Here is a 15,913-nt window from a genome sequence, read left to right on the forward strand (position 1 = left end):
GGAACGTACAGGATGCCGGGCGGGAGCACAGCCGGGGCTTCATGCCATCGGTGACTGCCTGTGGGCCCCGTCGCGGCGGTTCACTGGGCGACACGCCGCCGGACGCAGCCCGGTGACCGGGGCCCGACGCGGAGGCGACGAAGCGGTTGGTTGAGAGGTCCGAACACCGAGTTCCGGGCACTGTGCCCACCCGTCCGGCAGGCGACGACTTGAGGAGACACCCGCATGGAGTTCCTTCGGCCCGCTACCTGGGACGAGGCACTCGCGGCGAAGGCCGAGCACCCGACCGCACTGCCCATCGCGGGCGGTACGGACGTCATGGTCGAGCTGAACTTCGACGTGCACCGGCCATCCGCGATTCTCGATCTGAACCGCATCACCGAGCTCACCCAGTGGTCGAACGACGGCGGCGTCGTCAGGCTCGGCGCCTCCGTCCCCTACTCCCGGATCATCGACGAGCTGTCCGGGCCGCTGCCCGGGCTTGCGCTGGCGGCCCACACCGTCGGCTCGCCACAGATCCGCAACCGCGGCGGCGTCGGCGGCAACCTCGGCGCAGCCTCCCCGGCCGGCGACTCCCACCCGGCGCTGCTGGCGGCCGGCCGGGACGTCCTGGTCGAGGCCGCCTCCGTGCGCGGCACCCGGCTGATCCCGATCGACGACTTCTACGTCGGCGTGAAGCGCAACAGCCTGGAGGCCGACGAGCTGATCCGGGCCGTGCACATCCCGGTGGCGGACGGCCCGCAGCAGTTCTCGAAGATCGGCACCCGCAACGCCATGGTGATCGCGGTCTGCGCCTTCGGTTTCGCCCTCCACCCGAAGAACGGCACCGTCGGCACCGGCATCGGCTCGGCCGCCCCCACGCCGCGCCGCGCCGTCGAGGCCGAGGAGTACCTGGGGGGCGTGCTCGCCGAGCGCGGCCTCTGGGAGTCCGGCGACCTGCTGGGCGCCGAGGTGGTCCAGCGCTTCGGCGAGCTGGTCAAGGCGGCCGCCTCGCCGATCGACGACGTCCGGGGCACCGCCGACTACCGCCGGCACGCACTGGCCGTGATGGCCCGCCGCACCCTCACCTGGACCTGGAACGACTACAGCAAGCAGATCAGGAGCGCGGCATGAGGGTGACTTTCACCGCCAACGGCAAGCCGGTCGAGGCGGACGACGTCTGGGAGGGCGAGAGCCTCCTGTACGTGCTGCGCGAGCGGGTCGGCCTGCCGGGCTCCAAGAACGCCTGCGAGCAGGGCGAGTGCGGCTCCTGCACGGTCTACCTGGACGGCGTGCCGGTCTGCAGCTGCCTGGTCGCGGCCGGCCAGGTGCAGGACCGCGAGGTGCGCACGGTCGAGGGGCTGACCGACGAGAACGGCGAACTCGGCCTCGTCCAGCAGGCGTTCATCGACGCCGGCGCCGTCCAGTGCGGCTTCTGCACCCCCGGCCTGCTGGTGCAGACCGACGCGCTGCTGGAGCGGGACGCCCAGCCGAGCGACAACGACATCCGCGAGGCGCTGTCGGGCAACCTCTGCCGCTGCACCGGCTACGAGAAGATCATGGACGCGGTGCGGCTGGCGTCCGCCCGCACGTGCGCCGGAAAGGCCGTTTCGCAATGACCACCCGCACCATCCAGGGGCAGAAGAACCTCCAGGACATCCGGCAGGCCAGCAAGGACGGCATCGGCGGCTCACCGCTGCGCCCGGACGGCCACCTCAAGGTCAAGGGCGAGTTCGCGTACTCCTCCGACATGTGGCACGAGGACATGCTCTGGGGCACGGCGCTGCGCTCGCCGCACCCGCGCGCCACCATCCTGTCGGTGGACATCTCCGAGGCGCTCAAGGTGCCCGGCGTCTACGCCGTCCTCACCCACCAGGACATCCCCGGCGCGAAGTACTACGGCCTGGAGATCCAGGACCAGCCGGCCCTGGCCATCGACAAGGTCCGCTACCACGGCGAGGCGATCGCCCTGGTCGCGGCCGACCACCCGGAGACCGCCCGCCGCGCGGTGAAGAAGATCAAGGTCGAGTACGAGGTGCTCACCCCGATCGTCACCGAGGAGCAGTGCCTCGACCCCGCCACCCACGGCTACGTGCACGAGCCGCACGAGTACAAGTCGCACGGGTACGGCAACATCTGCCACGAGCAGCGGCTGGTCTCCGGCCTCGGCGTCACCAACGAGGTCCGCGCGCTCGCGGACGTCGTCGTCAGCGGCGACTACGAGGTCGGCATGCAGGACCAGGCCTTCCTCGGCCCCGAGTCCGGCCTCGCGGTGCCCGCCGAGGACGGCGGCATCGACCTCTACATCGCCACCCAGTGGCTGCACGTCGACCGCCAGCAGATGGCCCCGGTGCTCGACCTGCCCGAGGAGAAGGTCCGGCTCACCCTGGCCGGCGTCGGCGGCGCCTTCGGCGGCCGCGAGGACCTGTCGATGCAGATCCACGCCTGCCTGCTGGCCCAGCACACCGGCAAGCCCGTCAAGATCGTCTACGCCCGCGACGAGTCCTTCTTCGGCCACGTGCACCGCCACCCCGCCAGGATGCACTACGAGCACGGCGCCACCCGCGACGGCAAGCTGGTCTTCGCCGACTGCCGGATCGTGCTGGACGGCGGCGCGTACGCCTCCGCCTCGCCCGCCGTGGTCGGCAACGCGGCCTCGCTCGGGCACGGCCCGTACGTGATCCCGAACGTACGGATGCACGCCATCGCGCTCTACAGCAACAACCCGTCCTGCGGCGCCATGCGCGGCTTCGGCGCCGTCCAGGCCGCGTTCGGCTACGAGTCGCAGATGGACAAGCTGGCCGCCGAACTCGGCATGGACCCGGTCGAGTTGAGGCAGCTCAACGCCATGTCGGAGGGCGACCGCATGCCCACCGGCCAGCAGATCGACTCGCCCGCCCCGGTCGCCGAACTGCTGCGGCGCGCCAAGGAGATGCCGCTGCCGCCGCCGCTGGACACCGAGCACCCGGACGTGCGCCAGCTCCCCGGGGCGCTGTCCAACACCTCGCACGGCGAGGGCATCGTGCGCGGCGTCGGCTACTCGGTCGGCATCAAGAACGTCGGCTTCTCCGAAGGCTTCGACGACTACTCCACCGCCCGGGTGCGCCTGGAGGTGATCGGCGGCGAGCCCGTCGCCATGGTGCACACCGCGATGGCGGAGGTCGGCCAGGGCGGCGTCACCGTGCACGCCCAGATCGCCCGCACCGAGCTGGGCGTCGAACTGGTCACCATCCACCCGGCCAACACCGAGGTCGGATCGGCCGGATCGACCTCCGCCTCGCGCCAGACGTACATGACCGGCGGGGCCGTGAAGCTGGCCGCCGAGGCGGTCAGGCGGGCGCTGATCGAGAAGGGCCGCCGCCGCTACGGCTGGACCCACGGCGACATCACGCTGATCGCCGGGAAGGTCGTCTCGGAGAGCGCCGGCGTGCTGGTCCCCATGGTCGACCTGCTCGGCGAGGAGGCCATCGACCTCACCCGCGAACACCACCACCGTCCGACCGTCCCCTTCGACAAGGAGACCGGGCAGGGCTTCGGCCACGTCCAGTACACCTTCTGCGCCAACCGCGCGGTGGTCGACGTGGACGTCGAACTGGGCCTGGTCAAGGTCGTCGAGCTCACCGCCGTCCAGGACGTCGGCAAGGCGCTCAACCCGCTCTCCGTCGTCGGCCAGATCCAGGGCGGCTGCACCCAGGCGCTCGGCCTCGCCGTGATGGAGGAGATCATCGTGCGGGACGGGAAGGTGCGCAACGCCTCCTTCACCGACTACCTGATCCCCACCATCCTCGACACCCCGCCGATCCCGGTGGAGATCCTCGAACTGCCCGACCCGCACGCCCCGTACGGGCTGCGCGGCGTCGGCGAGGCCCCGACCGTGTCGGCGACGCCGTCGATCGTGGCAGCCATCCGCAACGCCACCGGCCTGGCCCTCAACCGGATCCCGGTCCGGCCCGAGCACCTGACCACGGAGGCCCCCGGGGCCTGACGCCCCCGGAGCCCGCAAGCTCCCCCGGGCTTCGGCCCCGGGGAGCACGGCCGGGGTGCAGGAGAACCTCCCCGGGGCGGCGACCGTCTTCCCCGCCGCCCCGGGGCCGCTCCACCGCGCCACCCCCACTCGCGTGCACCACCCACCGGCACGCGACCGCACCATCCCGCTGCCTCTCCCACGCCGGGGTTCTGCAGCGGTGCGCACCACCCACGCACCGCAGGCACCGCCACAGTGCGCCCAGTGAGTCGAGCAGTCCCCCTGCGCCAACCTCGTTGACTGGCAGTCAGGTCGGCTCGCCCACCCCAACCCCCTTTGACACTTGGGAGTGGACATGACCCAGATCCCCACGGAACACAGCCCCACGGAAGAGAGACCCACCGAGGACGACACCGCCGCGCCCGCCCCCGCCCCGGCCCCCGCGCCGAAGAACGCACTGGACGCGTACTTCAAGATCACGGCCCGGGGATCGACCTTCGGCAACGAGATCCGCGGCGGCCTCACCACCTTCATGGCGATGGCCTACATCGTGCTGCTCAACCCGATCATCCTGAGCGGCGCCGACGTCAACGGCCTCAAGCTGGACCACGCGCAGCTCACCACCGCGACCGCGCTCGCCGCAGCCGTCACCACGATCCTGATGGGCGTGGTCGGCAACGTCCCCCTGGCGGTCGCCGCCGGACTCTCGGTCTCCGGCGTGATATCCGCGCTGGTGGTGCCGCACACCACCTGGCCCCAGGCCATGGGCCTGTGCGTGATCTACGGCCTGCTGATCGTCCTGCTGGTCGTGTCCGGGCTCCGCGAGAAGATCATGAACGGCATCCCGCTGCCGCTCAAGCACGCCATCACCATCGGCATCGGCCTCTTCGTCTCGCTGATCGGCCTGGTCAAGGCCGGCTTCGTGCACACCGGCGGCCCCACGCCGCTCGCGCTCGGCCCCTTCGGCGAGCTGGCCGGCTGGCCCGTCCTGGTCTTCTGCCTCACCGTGCTGACGATCTTCGTCCTGCTGGCCCGCAACGTCCGCGGCGCGATCCTGATCGGCATCGCCGGCGGCACCGTGGCGGCCTTCGTCATCAACGCGGTCGCCGACCTCCCCGCGAAGACCTGGGTCAGCTCCGCCCCGGTGTGGCCGGGCAGCCCGGTCTCCGCGCCCGACTTCGGCCTCTTCGGCCACGTCGACCTCTTCGGTGCCTTCGGCAGCCACGGCCTGGGCGCCATCAGCGCCTCGGTCGCCGTCTTCACCCTGGTGCTGGCCGGCTTCTTCGACGCGATGGCCACCATCATCGGCGTCGGCACCGAGGCCGGGCTGGCCGACAAGCAGGGCCGGATGCCCGGCCTCTCCAAGGCCCTGTTCATCGACGGGGCCGGCGGCGCCATCGGCGGCCTGTCCGGCGCCTCCGGCCAGACCGTGTTCGTCGAGTCCGCCACCGGTGTCGGCGACGGCGCCCGCACCGGCCTCGCCTCGACCGTCACCGGCGGCGTGTTCGCGCTGATGCTGTTCTTCTCGCCGCTCGCCGCGATCGTCCCGACCGAGGTGGCCTCCGCCGCCCTCGTCGTGATCGGCTCGATGATGATGAGCCAGGCCCGGCACATCGACTGGTCCGACCGCGAGGTCGCCATCCCGGCCTTCCTCACCTGCACCCTGATGCCGTTCACCTACAGCATCACCGCCGGTGTCGCCGCGGGCGTCATCTCGTACACGGTCATCAAGGCGGGCACCGGCAGGTGGCGCGAGCCCGGCCCACTGATGTGGATCCTCACCGGGGTCTTCGTGGTCTACTTCGCGCTCACCCCGATCAAGTCCTGGCTGGGCGTGCACTAGGCCTTCTCGGCCGGACAGGGCCTGGCCGCACCGCCGCCGTGCGGGAATCGTTTCCCGTACGGCGGCACCTCCCGTCTACCCTCGCTTGTGTAAGGAGCTCCCCGACATGCAGGACATCGCCGAGCAGTTGCAGGCCTGGCACGCGGCCGGGCGCTCCTTCGCCGTGGCCACCGTCGTCGGCGTCTCCGGCAGCGCGCCCCGCGACCCAGGGGCGGCCCTGGCCGTCGACGCGGCCGGCGAGGCGATCGGCAGCGTCTCCGGGGGCTGCGTCGAGGGCGCCGTATACGAGCTGTGCCAGGCCGCCATCGAGTCCGGCGAACCCGTGCTGGAGCGGTTCGGCTACAGCGACGAGGACGCCTTCGCCGTCGGCCTGACCTGCGGCGGCGTCCTCGACGTGTTCGTCCAGCCGATCCGGCCCGGGGCCGACGACGGGCTCGACGCCGGCATCGCCTACATCGCCTCCGGCACCCCGGTCGCGCTCGCCCGGGTGATCGCCGGGCCCGGCGGACTCGTCGGCGCCACCGTCGCCGTCACCGCCGACACCCACCACGGCGCCCTCTCCCCCCCCCGCCCCCCCGCCCCCCCCCCCCCCCCCGCCCCCCCCCCCCCCCCCCCCGGGGCGGCGCCCCCCCCCCCCCCCCACCGGCCCCCGCGGGGACACGCGCCCCGCACGACACCTCCTGACCGCGCTGGAACAGGCGATCGTCACCGAGGCCCGGGCCATGCTCGACGCCGGACGCACCGGCCGGATCGTGCTCGGCCTCGACGGACGCCCCTGCGACGACCGCGACCAGGGCACCGTCACCTGCTTCGTCGAGTCCTATGTGCCCGCACCGCGGATGCTCGTCTTCGGCGCCATCGACTTCGCCGCCGCCGTCGTCCGGATCGGCCGCTTCCTCGGCTACCGCGTCACCGTCTGCGACGCCCGGCCCGTCTTCGCCACGAAGCAGCGTTTCCCCGAGGCCGACGAGGTCGTCGTCGACTGGCCGCACCGCTACCTCGACTCCCAGCTCGACCGGATCGACGGGCGCACCGTGCTCTGCGTGCTCACCCATGACGCCAAGTTCGACATCCCGCTGCTGGAACGCGCCCTGCGGCTGCCGGTCGGCTACGTCGGCGCGATGGGCTCGCGCCGCACCCACCGCGACCGCGAGGCGCGGCTGCGCGAGGTCGGGCTCACCGAGGCCGAGATCGGCCGGCTGCGCTCCCCCATCGGCCTCGACCTCGGCGCCCGCACCCCCGAGGAGACGGCCGTGTCCGTCGCCGCCGAGATCATCGCCCACCGGCGCGGCGGCAGCTGCCTGCCGCTCAACGCCGGGGACGGCCCGATCCACCACGAGGCGCCGGCCACCCCCGAGGAGCCCCGGGCACGACGCACGCACCGGACGCACGCCGCCTGAGGCCGGCGGTCAGTCGCTCAGCGCCAGCTTCACGCCGAAGCCCACCACCACCGCGCCGGTCACCCGGTCCATCAGCCTCCGGGCGGCCGGGCGACGCAACCAGCCGCGCAGCGCCTGGGCGAAGCCGACCAGGACGGCCGACCACAGCACGCCCTCCACCACGTGGACGCAGGTGAGCGCCACCCCGGCGGCGAAGTGCGGGGCCCCGGCGGGGATGAACTGCGGCAGCACGGCCACGTAGAACACCCCGACCTTGGGGTTCAGCAGATTGGTCAGCGTGCCGCGCCGCCAGCCGTACCCGAAGCCGCCCTCGACCGGCTCCTCCTCGGCCGCCGTCTCCCCGCCCCGGCTGCGCAGCATGCCGACGCCCATCCACACCAGGTACGCGGCCCCGCCCCAGCGCAGCACCTCGTACGCCACCTGCGAGGCGGTCAGCAGCGCCGTCACCCCGGCCGAGGTCAGCGTCCCCCAGACCAGCGTCCCGGTCTGGATCCCCAGCACCACCCCCCACGCCTGACGCCGCCGCCCGAGCGCGGACGTGCGCAGCACCAGCGCGGTGTCGAGCCCGGGTGTGAGCGTGAGCAGCCCCACGACGAGGGCGAAGGACCACAGAGCCGTTGTCATCTCCATGGGCCTCGATGCTCTCACAGGCCCGATGGGGCCCTCGGGTCAACCTCCCGGAGCGAAGCGGGCCTGCGATATACGGGAGCAAGTCTGGCCGATACCGCAGGCCCGCAGGGGCCGCTCAGGTGACGTTGAGGCGGGCTGCCAGGCGCAGGAGGCCGGGGCTGAGGCGGGAGAGGAAGCGGGCGGCCTTGGCCTCGGGGGTGACGGGGACGACCGGCTTGCCGGTGCGGACGGCGGTGAGGATGGCGGTGGCGACCTTCTCCGGGGGGAAGCCGCGGCGGGCGTAGAGCCTGGCGGCGCGGGCCTGCTTGGCGGCCTGCTGGTCGGCGGTGGTCGCGGAGAAGGTGGAGGTGCGGGTGATGTTGGTGTTGACGATGCCCGGGCAGATGGTGGAGACGCCGATGCCGTGCCCGGCGAGTTCGGCGCGCAGGCAGTCCGAGAGCATGAACACCGCGGCCTTGCTGGTCGCGTACGCGGTGAGCGCCTTGGACGGCAGGTAGGCCGCGGCCGAGGAGACGTTGACCAGGTGGCCGCCGCGGCCGCGGTCGGCCATCAGCGTGCCGAAGGCGCGGCAGCCGTGGATGACGCCCCAGAGGTTGACGTCCAGGACGCGCTGCCACTCCTTCTCGGTGGTCTGCAGGAACGTCCCGGAGTGGCCGATGCCGGCGTTGTTGACCACCACGTCGGGCACCCCGTGCTCCTCCGCGACCGCCTGGGCGAAGGCGTCCACCGCCGCGCCGTCGGCGACGTCCACCCGGTAGGCGTGTGCCTGCGGGCCGAGCAGCGAGGCGAGTTCGGCGGTGCGCTCGGCGGCGGCGAGGTCGAGGTCGCAGACCACGACGCGGGCGCCGTCCTCGGCGAAGGCGAGCGCGGTGGCCCGGCCGATGCCGCTGCCGCCGCCGGTGACGACGACCAGCCGGCCGTCGCCCTGCTCCCGGGCCGGCTCGGCGGCCCCGGTCTCGATGCGGGTGGTGAACTCGCGGACCATCTCGGCCACGGTGGCTCCCTTCTCCAGCAGCGCCGACCAGTGGCCGGCGTGCAGCGTCCGTCGGGTCAGCTCGGGCACCCAGCGCTCCAGCCCCTCGGAGAGGAACGGGGCGACGTAGCGGTCCCGGGTGAGGGTGATCAGCTGGACCGGCACCTGCGTCGGCCGCTCGCGCGGACTGCGCAGCGTGGGGCGGAAGTTGGCCCGGTACAGCTCGATGCCGCGGACGGCGTCGCGGCGCAGGCCGGGCTGCGGGTGGTCGGGCCGCGGGGTGACCTGCTCCAGGTCGCGCAGCACCCGCGGCCAGGCCCGGGCCAGGCCCAGGCGCCACACGCCGGGGGCGAGGAAGGGCAGGTGGAAGGCCGTGATGTACCAGGAGTGCAGGCCCTGGTGGAGGAGTTGGCGCAGGTGGCGCGGGGTGGGCCGGCGCATCCGGTGGCGCAGCCAGTAGCCCATGTGGTCCAGGCAGGGGCCGGACATGGTGGTGTACGAGGCGATCCGCCGCTCGGAGCCGGGCTCGGTGACGGCCTCCCAGGACTGCAGCGAGCCCCAGTCGTGGGCGACCACGTGCACCGGGCGGTCGGGGCTGACGGCGTCGGCGACCGCGAACAGGTCGGCGGCCAGGTGCTGCAGCCGGTAGCCGTCCCGGGTGGCGGGTACTCCGGACTCGCCGGCGCCGCGCACGTCGTAGCGGACCACGTGGTGGTCGCGGGCGAGGTCGGCGGCGACGTCGTCCCAGACCGCGTGGGTGTCCGGGTAGCCGTGCACCAGGAGGACGGTGGGGGCGGCCGGGTCGCCCTCTTCGAAGACGGCGAGCGGGAGGCCGTCGGAGCGCACGGTGCGGCGGCGCACGGGCGGGGCGGCCGGCGCCTTCGGGGCAGCTGCGGCCTTCGGGGCGTCTGCGGCGGGGGTGGTCATCGGGCGGCCTCCAGGGCAACGTCGTGGGCGGCGCCCGCCGTCCAGCGGCGGACGTGCGGCAGGTCGTCGTCGAGCCAGTGGGCGTCGTCCTCGGTGACCACCAGCAGTTCCTCGAACTTGATGCCCACGCCGCGGAAGCCGATGTGCGGCTCGACCGCCCACAGGCCCGGGGTGGGCGCGTGCCGGGACGACCGGCCGTCCGCCCAGAGCGGTGAACGGCCTTGCAGGCGCTCGGAGATGAGCTCGCGCCCGAGGGTCTGCAGGGTGCGCACGCCGAAGCCGAAGACGTTGACCCCGGCCGGGCCGCGCACGGTGGTGCGGGTGACCTGATGGCCGATCACCCGGCCCGGGTAGACCTGGTGGCGGTTGTCGTAGCCGTGCGCGGCGATCTGCGCGTCCACGGCCGCGTACACCTCGTCGAGCGGACGGCGGGCGCGCACCTCGGCGAGGATCAGCTCGCGGTACACCTGGAGGTCGGCGGCCAGGCGGTCCCAGACCCGGTTCTCACCGACCTTGCCGCCGTAGCCGATGTCGGCGGTGTAGCCGTCGACGATGGGCGCGCAGTCCAGGACGTACGGCATGCCCTCCTCCAGGCGGCGGTTGCCGGCGAAGAACTGGAGCGGGGTGTGGAAGTGCCGGAAGGCCGTGCGGTCGCCGAACCAGGCGAACGGGACGTGGAAGAAGTCCTGCACCCCGGCGGCGACCAGGCGGCGTCGCAGTTCGGAGGTGGCCTGGCGCTCGGTGACGCCCGGCTCGATCCAGGCGGCGACCTGTTCGGCGCAGTCGTAGGCGAGTTGCTGGGTCTCGCGGAAGCGGGCGAGGTCGCGCTCGTCGTAGGGGAAGGTCGGGGGGTTCGCCATCGGGGCTCCTTCTACAGGTCGAGCACGCTACAGGTCGAGCACCAGGGTCTCGCCCTCGGCGGCCCGGGAGACGCAGGGCAGCACGGCGCCGGCGGCACGCTGCTCGGGGGTGAGCCGGCGGTCCCGGTGCTCGGGCGCACCGGCCAGCAGGCGGACCTCGCAGGTGCCGCAGAAGCCCTGGTGGCAGGAGTACGGGAGGTCGGGGCGGGCTTCGCGCAGCACGTCCAGGGCGGAGCGGTCGGCGGGGACCTCCAGCGCCGGGCCGTCGACGCCCAGCCGCAGGGCGAAGGGCTCGCCGCCGATGATCGGGGCGGCGCCGAAGCGCTCGAAGTGCAGGGCGGTGGAGGGGGATTCGTCCAGGGCGCGCTGCACGGCGGTGAGCATCGGGGCCGGGCCGCAGCAGTAGACGGCGGCGCCGTGCGGGGCGTGGGCGAGCAGGTCGGCGCCGGTCGGCACGCCGTGCTCGTCGTCGGTGCGCAGCACCACCCGGCGCGGGTCGAGGGCGCGCAGCTCGTCCGCGTACGGGAGGGTGTCGGCGCTGCGGCCGACGTGCACCAGGCGCCAGTCCAGGCCGTGCCGCTGCGCCTCGCGGGCCATCGGGAGCAGCGGGGTGATGCCGATGCCGCCGGCGAGCAGCAGGACGGCGGGCTCGGCGCAGAAGGCGAAGCCGTTGCGCGGGCGGCGGGCGGTGAGGCGGCTGCCGGGGTGCAGGGTGTCGTGGATCTCGACGGAGCCGCCGCCGCCCTCGGGCAGTCGCCGTATGGCGATCCGGTAGGCGGCGCGGTCGGCGGGGTCGCCGCAGAGCGAGTAGTGGCGTTCGCGGCCGGAGGGCAGGACGAGGCGCAGGTGGGCGCCGGGCTGCCAGTCGGGGAGCGGGCCGCCGGAGGGGTCGGCGAGTCGCAATTCGACGACGTCGGAGGCGAGTTGGCGGCGGGCGGCGACGACCAGCTGGAGCGGCGGGGTGGGGCGGCTGAGCGGGCGGCGGGGGTTGCGGCGCAGCAGGGGGCTGCCGAGGGCTGGGGTGTAGCGGTCGCCGAAGGCGGTGAGCCGGCGCATGAACGCGTCGGCGCGGGGGCGGCCGTAGAGGTCGGGGGGCGGGTTGAGCAGGTCCATCCGGCGGTCCTTGGCGTCTGGGAGGGGGCGCGGGCGGCGGGTGACAGGTTTCAGAGTTCAGATTTCAGATAACAGATAACGTTTTCTGTTATCTGTTATCTGAAATCTGTCGCCTGAACTCTGTCAGTGGCCCCCTGCCGCCGCGCGGGCGGCCGGGGAGGCGGCGAGGTAGCCGAGGGCCTGGCTGGAGGAGCCCTCCTGGGTGGGGTGGTAGCCGGGCCGCAGGTAGCGCAGGCCGGAGCGGATCGACCGGAGCGGATCGGGCAGCAGGCCGCGCTTGGCGATCTTGCCGGCCTCGCGCCAGGTGGGCTTGAGCCGTCCGCCGAGGGTGGGGTCGGCGGCGAGCAGGAAGCGGGCGCCGCGCACCCAGAGGTGGACGAGCAGCGGCCCGGAGACCGCCATGCCGCGGACCCGGCGCAGGTAGCCGGGGTCGAGGTGGACCATCAGGTCGAAGGCGACACTGCGGTGTTCGACCTCCTCGGCGCCGTGCCAGCGCAGCAGGTCGAGCATCGTCGGGTCGGCCTTGGCGCGGTCCAGGCCAGGGGAGTTGAGCGCCCAGTTGCCGAGGAAGGCGGTGAAGTGCTCGATCGCCGCCACGAAGGCGACCCGCTCGATGAGGTTCTCGCGTCGCCGCGCGGGGCTGAGCCCGGGCTTGTCACCGAGGACGCGCTGGAACAGCCAGGCGATCTGCCGGACGTACGGACGCGGGTCGAGCCCCTGGCCGAGCAGGTGGTCGAGGACCTCCTGGTGCGCCTCGGCGTGGATGGCCTCCTGGCCGATGAACCCGAGGACCTCCTCGCGCAGTTGCTCGTCGCGGATGAGCGGCAGCGCCTCCTTGAAGACCTTGACGAACCAGCGCTCGCCCTCGGGCAGCAGCAGGTGCAGCACGTTGATGACGTGGGTGGCCATCGGCTCGTCAGGAATCCAGTGCAGCGGCAGCCGGTCCCAGTCGAAGCGGACGTCCCGGGGTTCGAGGACGAGGCTGTCGTGGACGCGCGCGGCGGGGACGGCAAGGGCGGGTACGGGGGTTGAGCGGGGCACGGCAGGCCCTCCTGACCTCGGGGCGGCGGCTCGACTCAGGGAAACGTACTCGCGGGTAGCGGCCGGGACAAGGGGTTCGGCGACTCCTATCGACATCGAGTCTAATAAGTGACGCACTCCGGGGCCGTCACCGGAAACGCTTGCGAACGGACGCGCCCGTGAACGAACACGCCTACGAACCGTCATGTCTGTGAACCAACACGCCCGCGGACAAACACGCGAGCCCCGCCCGGTCACACGGATGCCGCGGGGGCCACCGGGGGGGCCCGCCCGCAGCCCGCCCACCCCCGCCGCAGCCGCGCCCCCCCGGGCCCCCGCCGGTGGGTTGTAGTGCCGCGGTCCGGGCCCTGCGCCCCACCGCGCGCTGCGGTACCTGATACGGCCGTAGTCGGAGATTCAAGGAGTCATCCATGCCGCGTCCCACCAAGGGTGCCCGCCTCGGCGGCGGCCCGCACCACGAGCCGCTGCTGCTCGCCGGTCTGTGCCGGGAGCTGTTCCAGTACGGCCGCATCACCACGACCGAGGCCAAGGCCCGTCGGATGCGCCCGCTGGCGGAGAAGCTGATCACCAAGGCGAAGAAGGGCGACATCCACAACCGTCGCCTGGTGCGCAAGACGATCACCGACATCGCCGTGCTGCACACCCTCTTCACCGAGATCGCGCCGCGCTACGAGAACCGCCCGGGTGGTTACACCCGTATCACCAAGATCGGTCCCCGTCGTGGCGACAACGCCCCGATGGCCGTGATCGAGCTGGTCGAGGCGCTGACCGTCGCGCAGACCGCCGTCGGCGAGGCCGAGGGCGCCACCAAGCGCGCCGTCAAGGAGGCCGACGCCAAGGTCGAGGCCAAGGCCGACGAGGCCGTCGAGGCCGAGCAGGCCTGACACCGCTAGGTGTGGTCGCGGGGGGGGGGGGCCCCCCCGGCCCATGAGGCGTACCGACGATATGACGGGCTGGCCCTTGTGGAGCGGGGTCAGGCGGAGAGCGGTTCGGGCTGCTCACCGCGGCGGACGGGGGCGGAGTGGGCCGAGTGCGCCCGGCCGAGCGGGACGGGGAGGCCCTGCTCGGTATGGTCGAGGTGCTCGTACTCGCCCCACTGCGGGGCGCGCAACTGGTCGGAGCCGCCGTACGGCTCCAGGTAGGGGCGCCAGCGCGGGTCCTTGATGCCGGTGCCGATGATCCGCCAGGCGAGGCCGCTGGGCGGGGCCGGTGGGCGCTTCATCCGCCAGCCGAGTTCGGTGAGGTGGCGGTCGGCCTTGGTGTGGTTGCAGCGGCGGCAGGCCGCCACCACGTTGTCCCACCGGTGCTGGCCGCCCCGGCTGCGCGGGATGACGTGGTCGACGCTGGTGGCGGCGGCCCCGCAGTAGACGCAGCGGCCGTGGTCACGGGCGAACAGCGCCCGGCGGGTGAGCGGGACGGGCCCGCAGAACGGGACCCGGACGAAGCGGGTCAGGCGGACGACGGACGGCGCCGGAAGGGCGCTGGTGGCGCTGTGCAGAGTGACTTCCGAGTCCTCCAGGCTGACCGCCTTGTGGTTGAGGACCAGGATGAGTGCGCGGCGCATCGATACGACGCCGAGTGGCTCGTAGGACGCGTTGAGGACCAGGACATGCGGCACGGATGCCTCCTTGGACGCCTGCGGCGCGTGGCTCGCGCCGGGACGAGCGGTTGGATCGCACAACTGGTGCGCGATCTCCCCCAGTGTCGCCTTACGCCTTTGTACGGCGCCACCACTCCTGTGTAACGGACCTGGTGTGAACTTCGGGTGTGGCTTCTGTCATAGCCGGTATGCCCTGGGGAAGGTCGGGTTGCACCCGGGTGCCCTCGGGGTGCCGCCCGTGGCCCTCCCGGGGGAGCGCTCGGCCGGTCGGAGCAGCGGCCGACCCCGTCGTCCGGGGGAGCGCACCGGTGCGCTGACGGGGCGTTCGCGTTGCTCCGTACGCCCTTCGGCGTGTCCGGTCGGGTGTTCGGCGCCGGTTAGGCTGAGGCGGACGGTCCGCGGGCCGCGTGCCGCGGCGCGGGCCCGCCACGCCCCCTTGCAGGAAGGCCCGCACGTGTTCCGCTCCGGCGCCACCGGTATCGCCGACGCGTCCTCGACGCTCTCCACTCCGACACCGGCGCCCAGCCCGACCGCGCCGCAGCTGCCGCAGCTGGACCTGAGAATCCCGACCAGCGCGCAGGAGGTCAGCGACACCACCAAGCAGGCCGCCAGCTGGTTCGACACGCACTGGCAGGGCTGGCTGGCCGGCGGGGTGCGGATCGTCTTCATCGTGCTGCTGGCACTGGTGCTGCGCGCCGTGGTGCGCAAGCTGATCACCCAGCTGATCACACGGATGGCGCGCTCGCACGACCACCACGAGGAGAGCCGGCTCGGCGGGCTGCTGGCCAACACCGGGGTGGTGAACCCGGAGCGGCGCCAGCAGCGGTCGGAGGCGATCGGCTCGGTGCTGCGCAGCGTGGCGTCGTTCTCCATCCTGGGCACGGCCGCGCTGATGGTGCTGTCCGCACTGGGCGTGAACCTGGCGCCGCTGCTGGCCAGCGCCGGTGTGGCCGGTGTGGCGATCGGTTTCGGCGCCCGCAACCTGGTGACGGACTTCCTCTCCGGGGTCTTCATGATCATGGAGGACCAGTACGGCGTCGGCGACGAGATCGACACCGGGGTGGCCGCCGGCACGGTGCTGGAGGTCGGCCTGCGGGTGACCAAGCTGCGCGGGGCCAACGGCGAGATCTGGTACATCCGCAACGGCGAGGTGAAGCGGATCGCCAACATGAGCCAGGGCTGGTCGACCGCCTCGGTGGACGTGCAGGTCGGGTACAAGGAGGACCTGCTGCGGGTCGAGGACCTGATCCAGGAGACGGCCGAGGCGCTGTCCAAGGAGTCGCCGTACGACGAGCTGGTCTGGGCACCGGTGTCGATCCTGGGCGTGGAGTCGGTCGCGGCGGACTCGGTGATGGTGCGGATCGAGGCGCGGACCGCGCCGGGCAAGGCGCCGGCGGTGTCCCGGGCGCTGCGCCAGCGCCTGAAGACGGCCTTCGACCAGGCCGGGATCAAGGTCAAGGAGGAGGCCGCGCCGGTGGCCACCACGGCGACGGCGGCCCCGGCCACCGGGGTGGTGATCTCCCCCGCGACCGAGTCGGCGCCGCCGTCCGCGCTGTCCGACCCGACCTCGCCCCGGTACCGGG

General features: G+C 73.0%; 12 protein-coding genes and 1 pseudogene. 7 read left to right on the plus strand and 6 right to left on the minus strand.

Annotated features, from left to right (window positions below; genetic code table 11):
- Positions 1-225 precede the first annotated feature (225 nt).
- From ACFV6I_RS05055 to ACFV6I_RS05075, 5 genes and pseudogenes are all read left to right on the plus strand, one after another.
- Positions 226-1,113: an FAD binding domain-containing protein gene (locus ACFV6I_RS05055; RefSeq protein ID WP_380423611.1), complete on the plus strand. Its 888-nt coding sequence runs from the start codon at positions 226-228 to the stop codon at positions 1,111-1,113.
- Entirely contained in the window at positions 1,110-1,598 is a 489-nt protein-coding gene (locus ACFV6I_RS05060; protein ID WP_063350020.1) for a (2Fe-2S)-binding protein, read from the plus strand. Before ACFV6I_RS05055 ends, ACFV6I_RS05060 begins: the two co-directional genes overlap by 4 nt.
- On the plus strand, positions 1,595-3,964 hold the full coding sequence (gene pucD / locus ACFV6I_RS05065) for a xanthine dehydrogenase subunit D (RefSeq protein WP_380423612.1): 2,370 nt from the start codon (positions 1,595-1,597) through the stop codon (positions 3,962-3,964). The genes ACFV6I_RS05060 and pucD overlap by 4 nt, the downstream gene beginning before the upstream one ends.
- 334 nt (positions 3,965-4,298) lie before the next feature.
- Positions 4,299-5,786: an NCS2 family permease gene (locus ACFV6I_RS05070; protein ID WP_380340184.1), complete on the plus strand. Its 1,488-nt coding sequence runs from the start codon at positions 4,299-4,301 to the stop codon at positions 5,784-5,786.
- Between the two features lie 106 nt (positions 5,787-5,892).
- Positions 5,893-7,186, plus strand: a pseudogene (locus ACFV6I_RS05075) (XdhC family protein).
- A 9-nt stretch (positions 7,187-7,195) separates the two neighbouring features.
- Here ACFV6I_RS05075 and ACFV6I_RS05080 read toward each other — a convergent pair.
- The 5 genes from ACFV6I_RS05080 to ACFV6I_RS05100 all read right to left on the minus strand — a co-directional run bounded on the left by ACFV6I_RS05080 (position 7,196) and on the right by ACFV6I_RS05100 (position 12,730).
- The gene (locus tag ACFV6I_RS05080; RefSeq protein ID WP_380423613.1) at positions 7,196-7,816 is read right to left on the minus strand and encodes a LysE family translocator; all 621 of its coding nucleotides are present in this window, start codon (positions 7,814-7,816) and stop codon (positions 7,196-7,198) included.
- Between the two features lie 115 nt (positions 7,817-7,931).
- On the minus strand, positions 7,932-9,716 hold the full coding sequence (locus tag ACFV6I_RS05085; protein ID WP_380423614.1) for an SDR family oxidoreductase: 1,785 nt from the start codon (positions 9,714-9,716) through the stop codon (positions 7,932-7,934).
- Positions 9,713-10,576: a M24 family metallopeptidase gene (locus ACFV6I_RS05090; RefSeq protein ID WP_380423615.1), complete on the minus strand. Its 864-nt coding sequence runs from the start codon at positions 10,574-10,576 to the stop codon at positions 9,713-9,715. The genes ACFV6I_RS05085 and ACFV6I_RS05090 overlap by 4 nt, the downstream gene beginning before the upstream one ends.
- A 27-nt stretch (positions 10,577-10,603) precedes the next feature.
- Positions 10,604-11,689: a PDR/VanB family oxidoreductase gene (locus tag ACFV6I_RS05095; protein ID WP_380423616.1), complete on the minus strand. Its 1,086-nt coding sequence runs from the start codon at positions 11,687-11,689 to the stop codon at positions 10,604-10,606.
- Positions 11,690-11,812: 123 nt separating this feature from the next.
- Positions 11,813-12,730 carry a metal-dependent hydrolase gene (locus ACFV6I_RS05100; protein ID WP_063350014.1) on the minus strand — a complete coding sequence of 306 codons (918 nt, stop codon included), beginning with the start codon at positions 12,728-12,730 and terminating at the stop codon, positions 11,813-11,815.
- Positions 12,731-13,140: 410 nt separating this feature from the next.
- On the opposite strand from ACFV6I_RS05100, the gene rplQ reads away from it, so the two are divergent.
- A complete protein-coding gene (gene rplQ / locus ACFV6I_RS05105; protein ID WP_063348978.1) occupies positions 13,141-13,614 on the plus strand; it encodes a 50S ribosomal protein L17 in 474 nt (157 codons plus the stop codon).
- 89 nt (positions 13,615-13,703) lie between these two features.
- Here the strand turns inward: rplQ and ACFV6I_RS05110 are convergent, their stop codons facing one another.
- Positions 13,704-14,348, minus strand: a complete 645-nt coding sequence (locus ACFV6I_RS05110; protein WP_063349454.1) for an HNH endonuclease — start codon at positions 14,346-14,348, stop codon at positions 13,704-13,706.
- Positions 14,349-14,784: 436 nt separating this feature from the next.
- Here ACFV6I_RS05110 and ACFV6I_RS05115 point away from each other — a divergent pair.
- Positions 14,785-15,913 (plus strand): mechanosensitive ion channel family protein (locus tag ACFV6I_RS05115; protein ID WP_380423617.1); only part of this gene is annotated, 1,129 nt, incomplete at its 3' end.

The organism is Kitasatospora sp. NPDC059803, from assembly GCF_042732255.1.
Lineage (GTDB): Bacteria > Actinomycetota > Actinomycetes > Streptomycetales > Streptomycetaceae > Kitasatospora.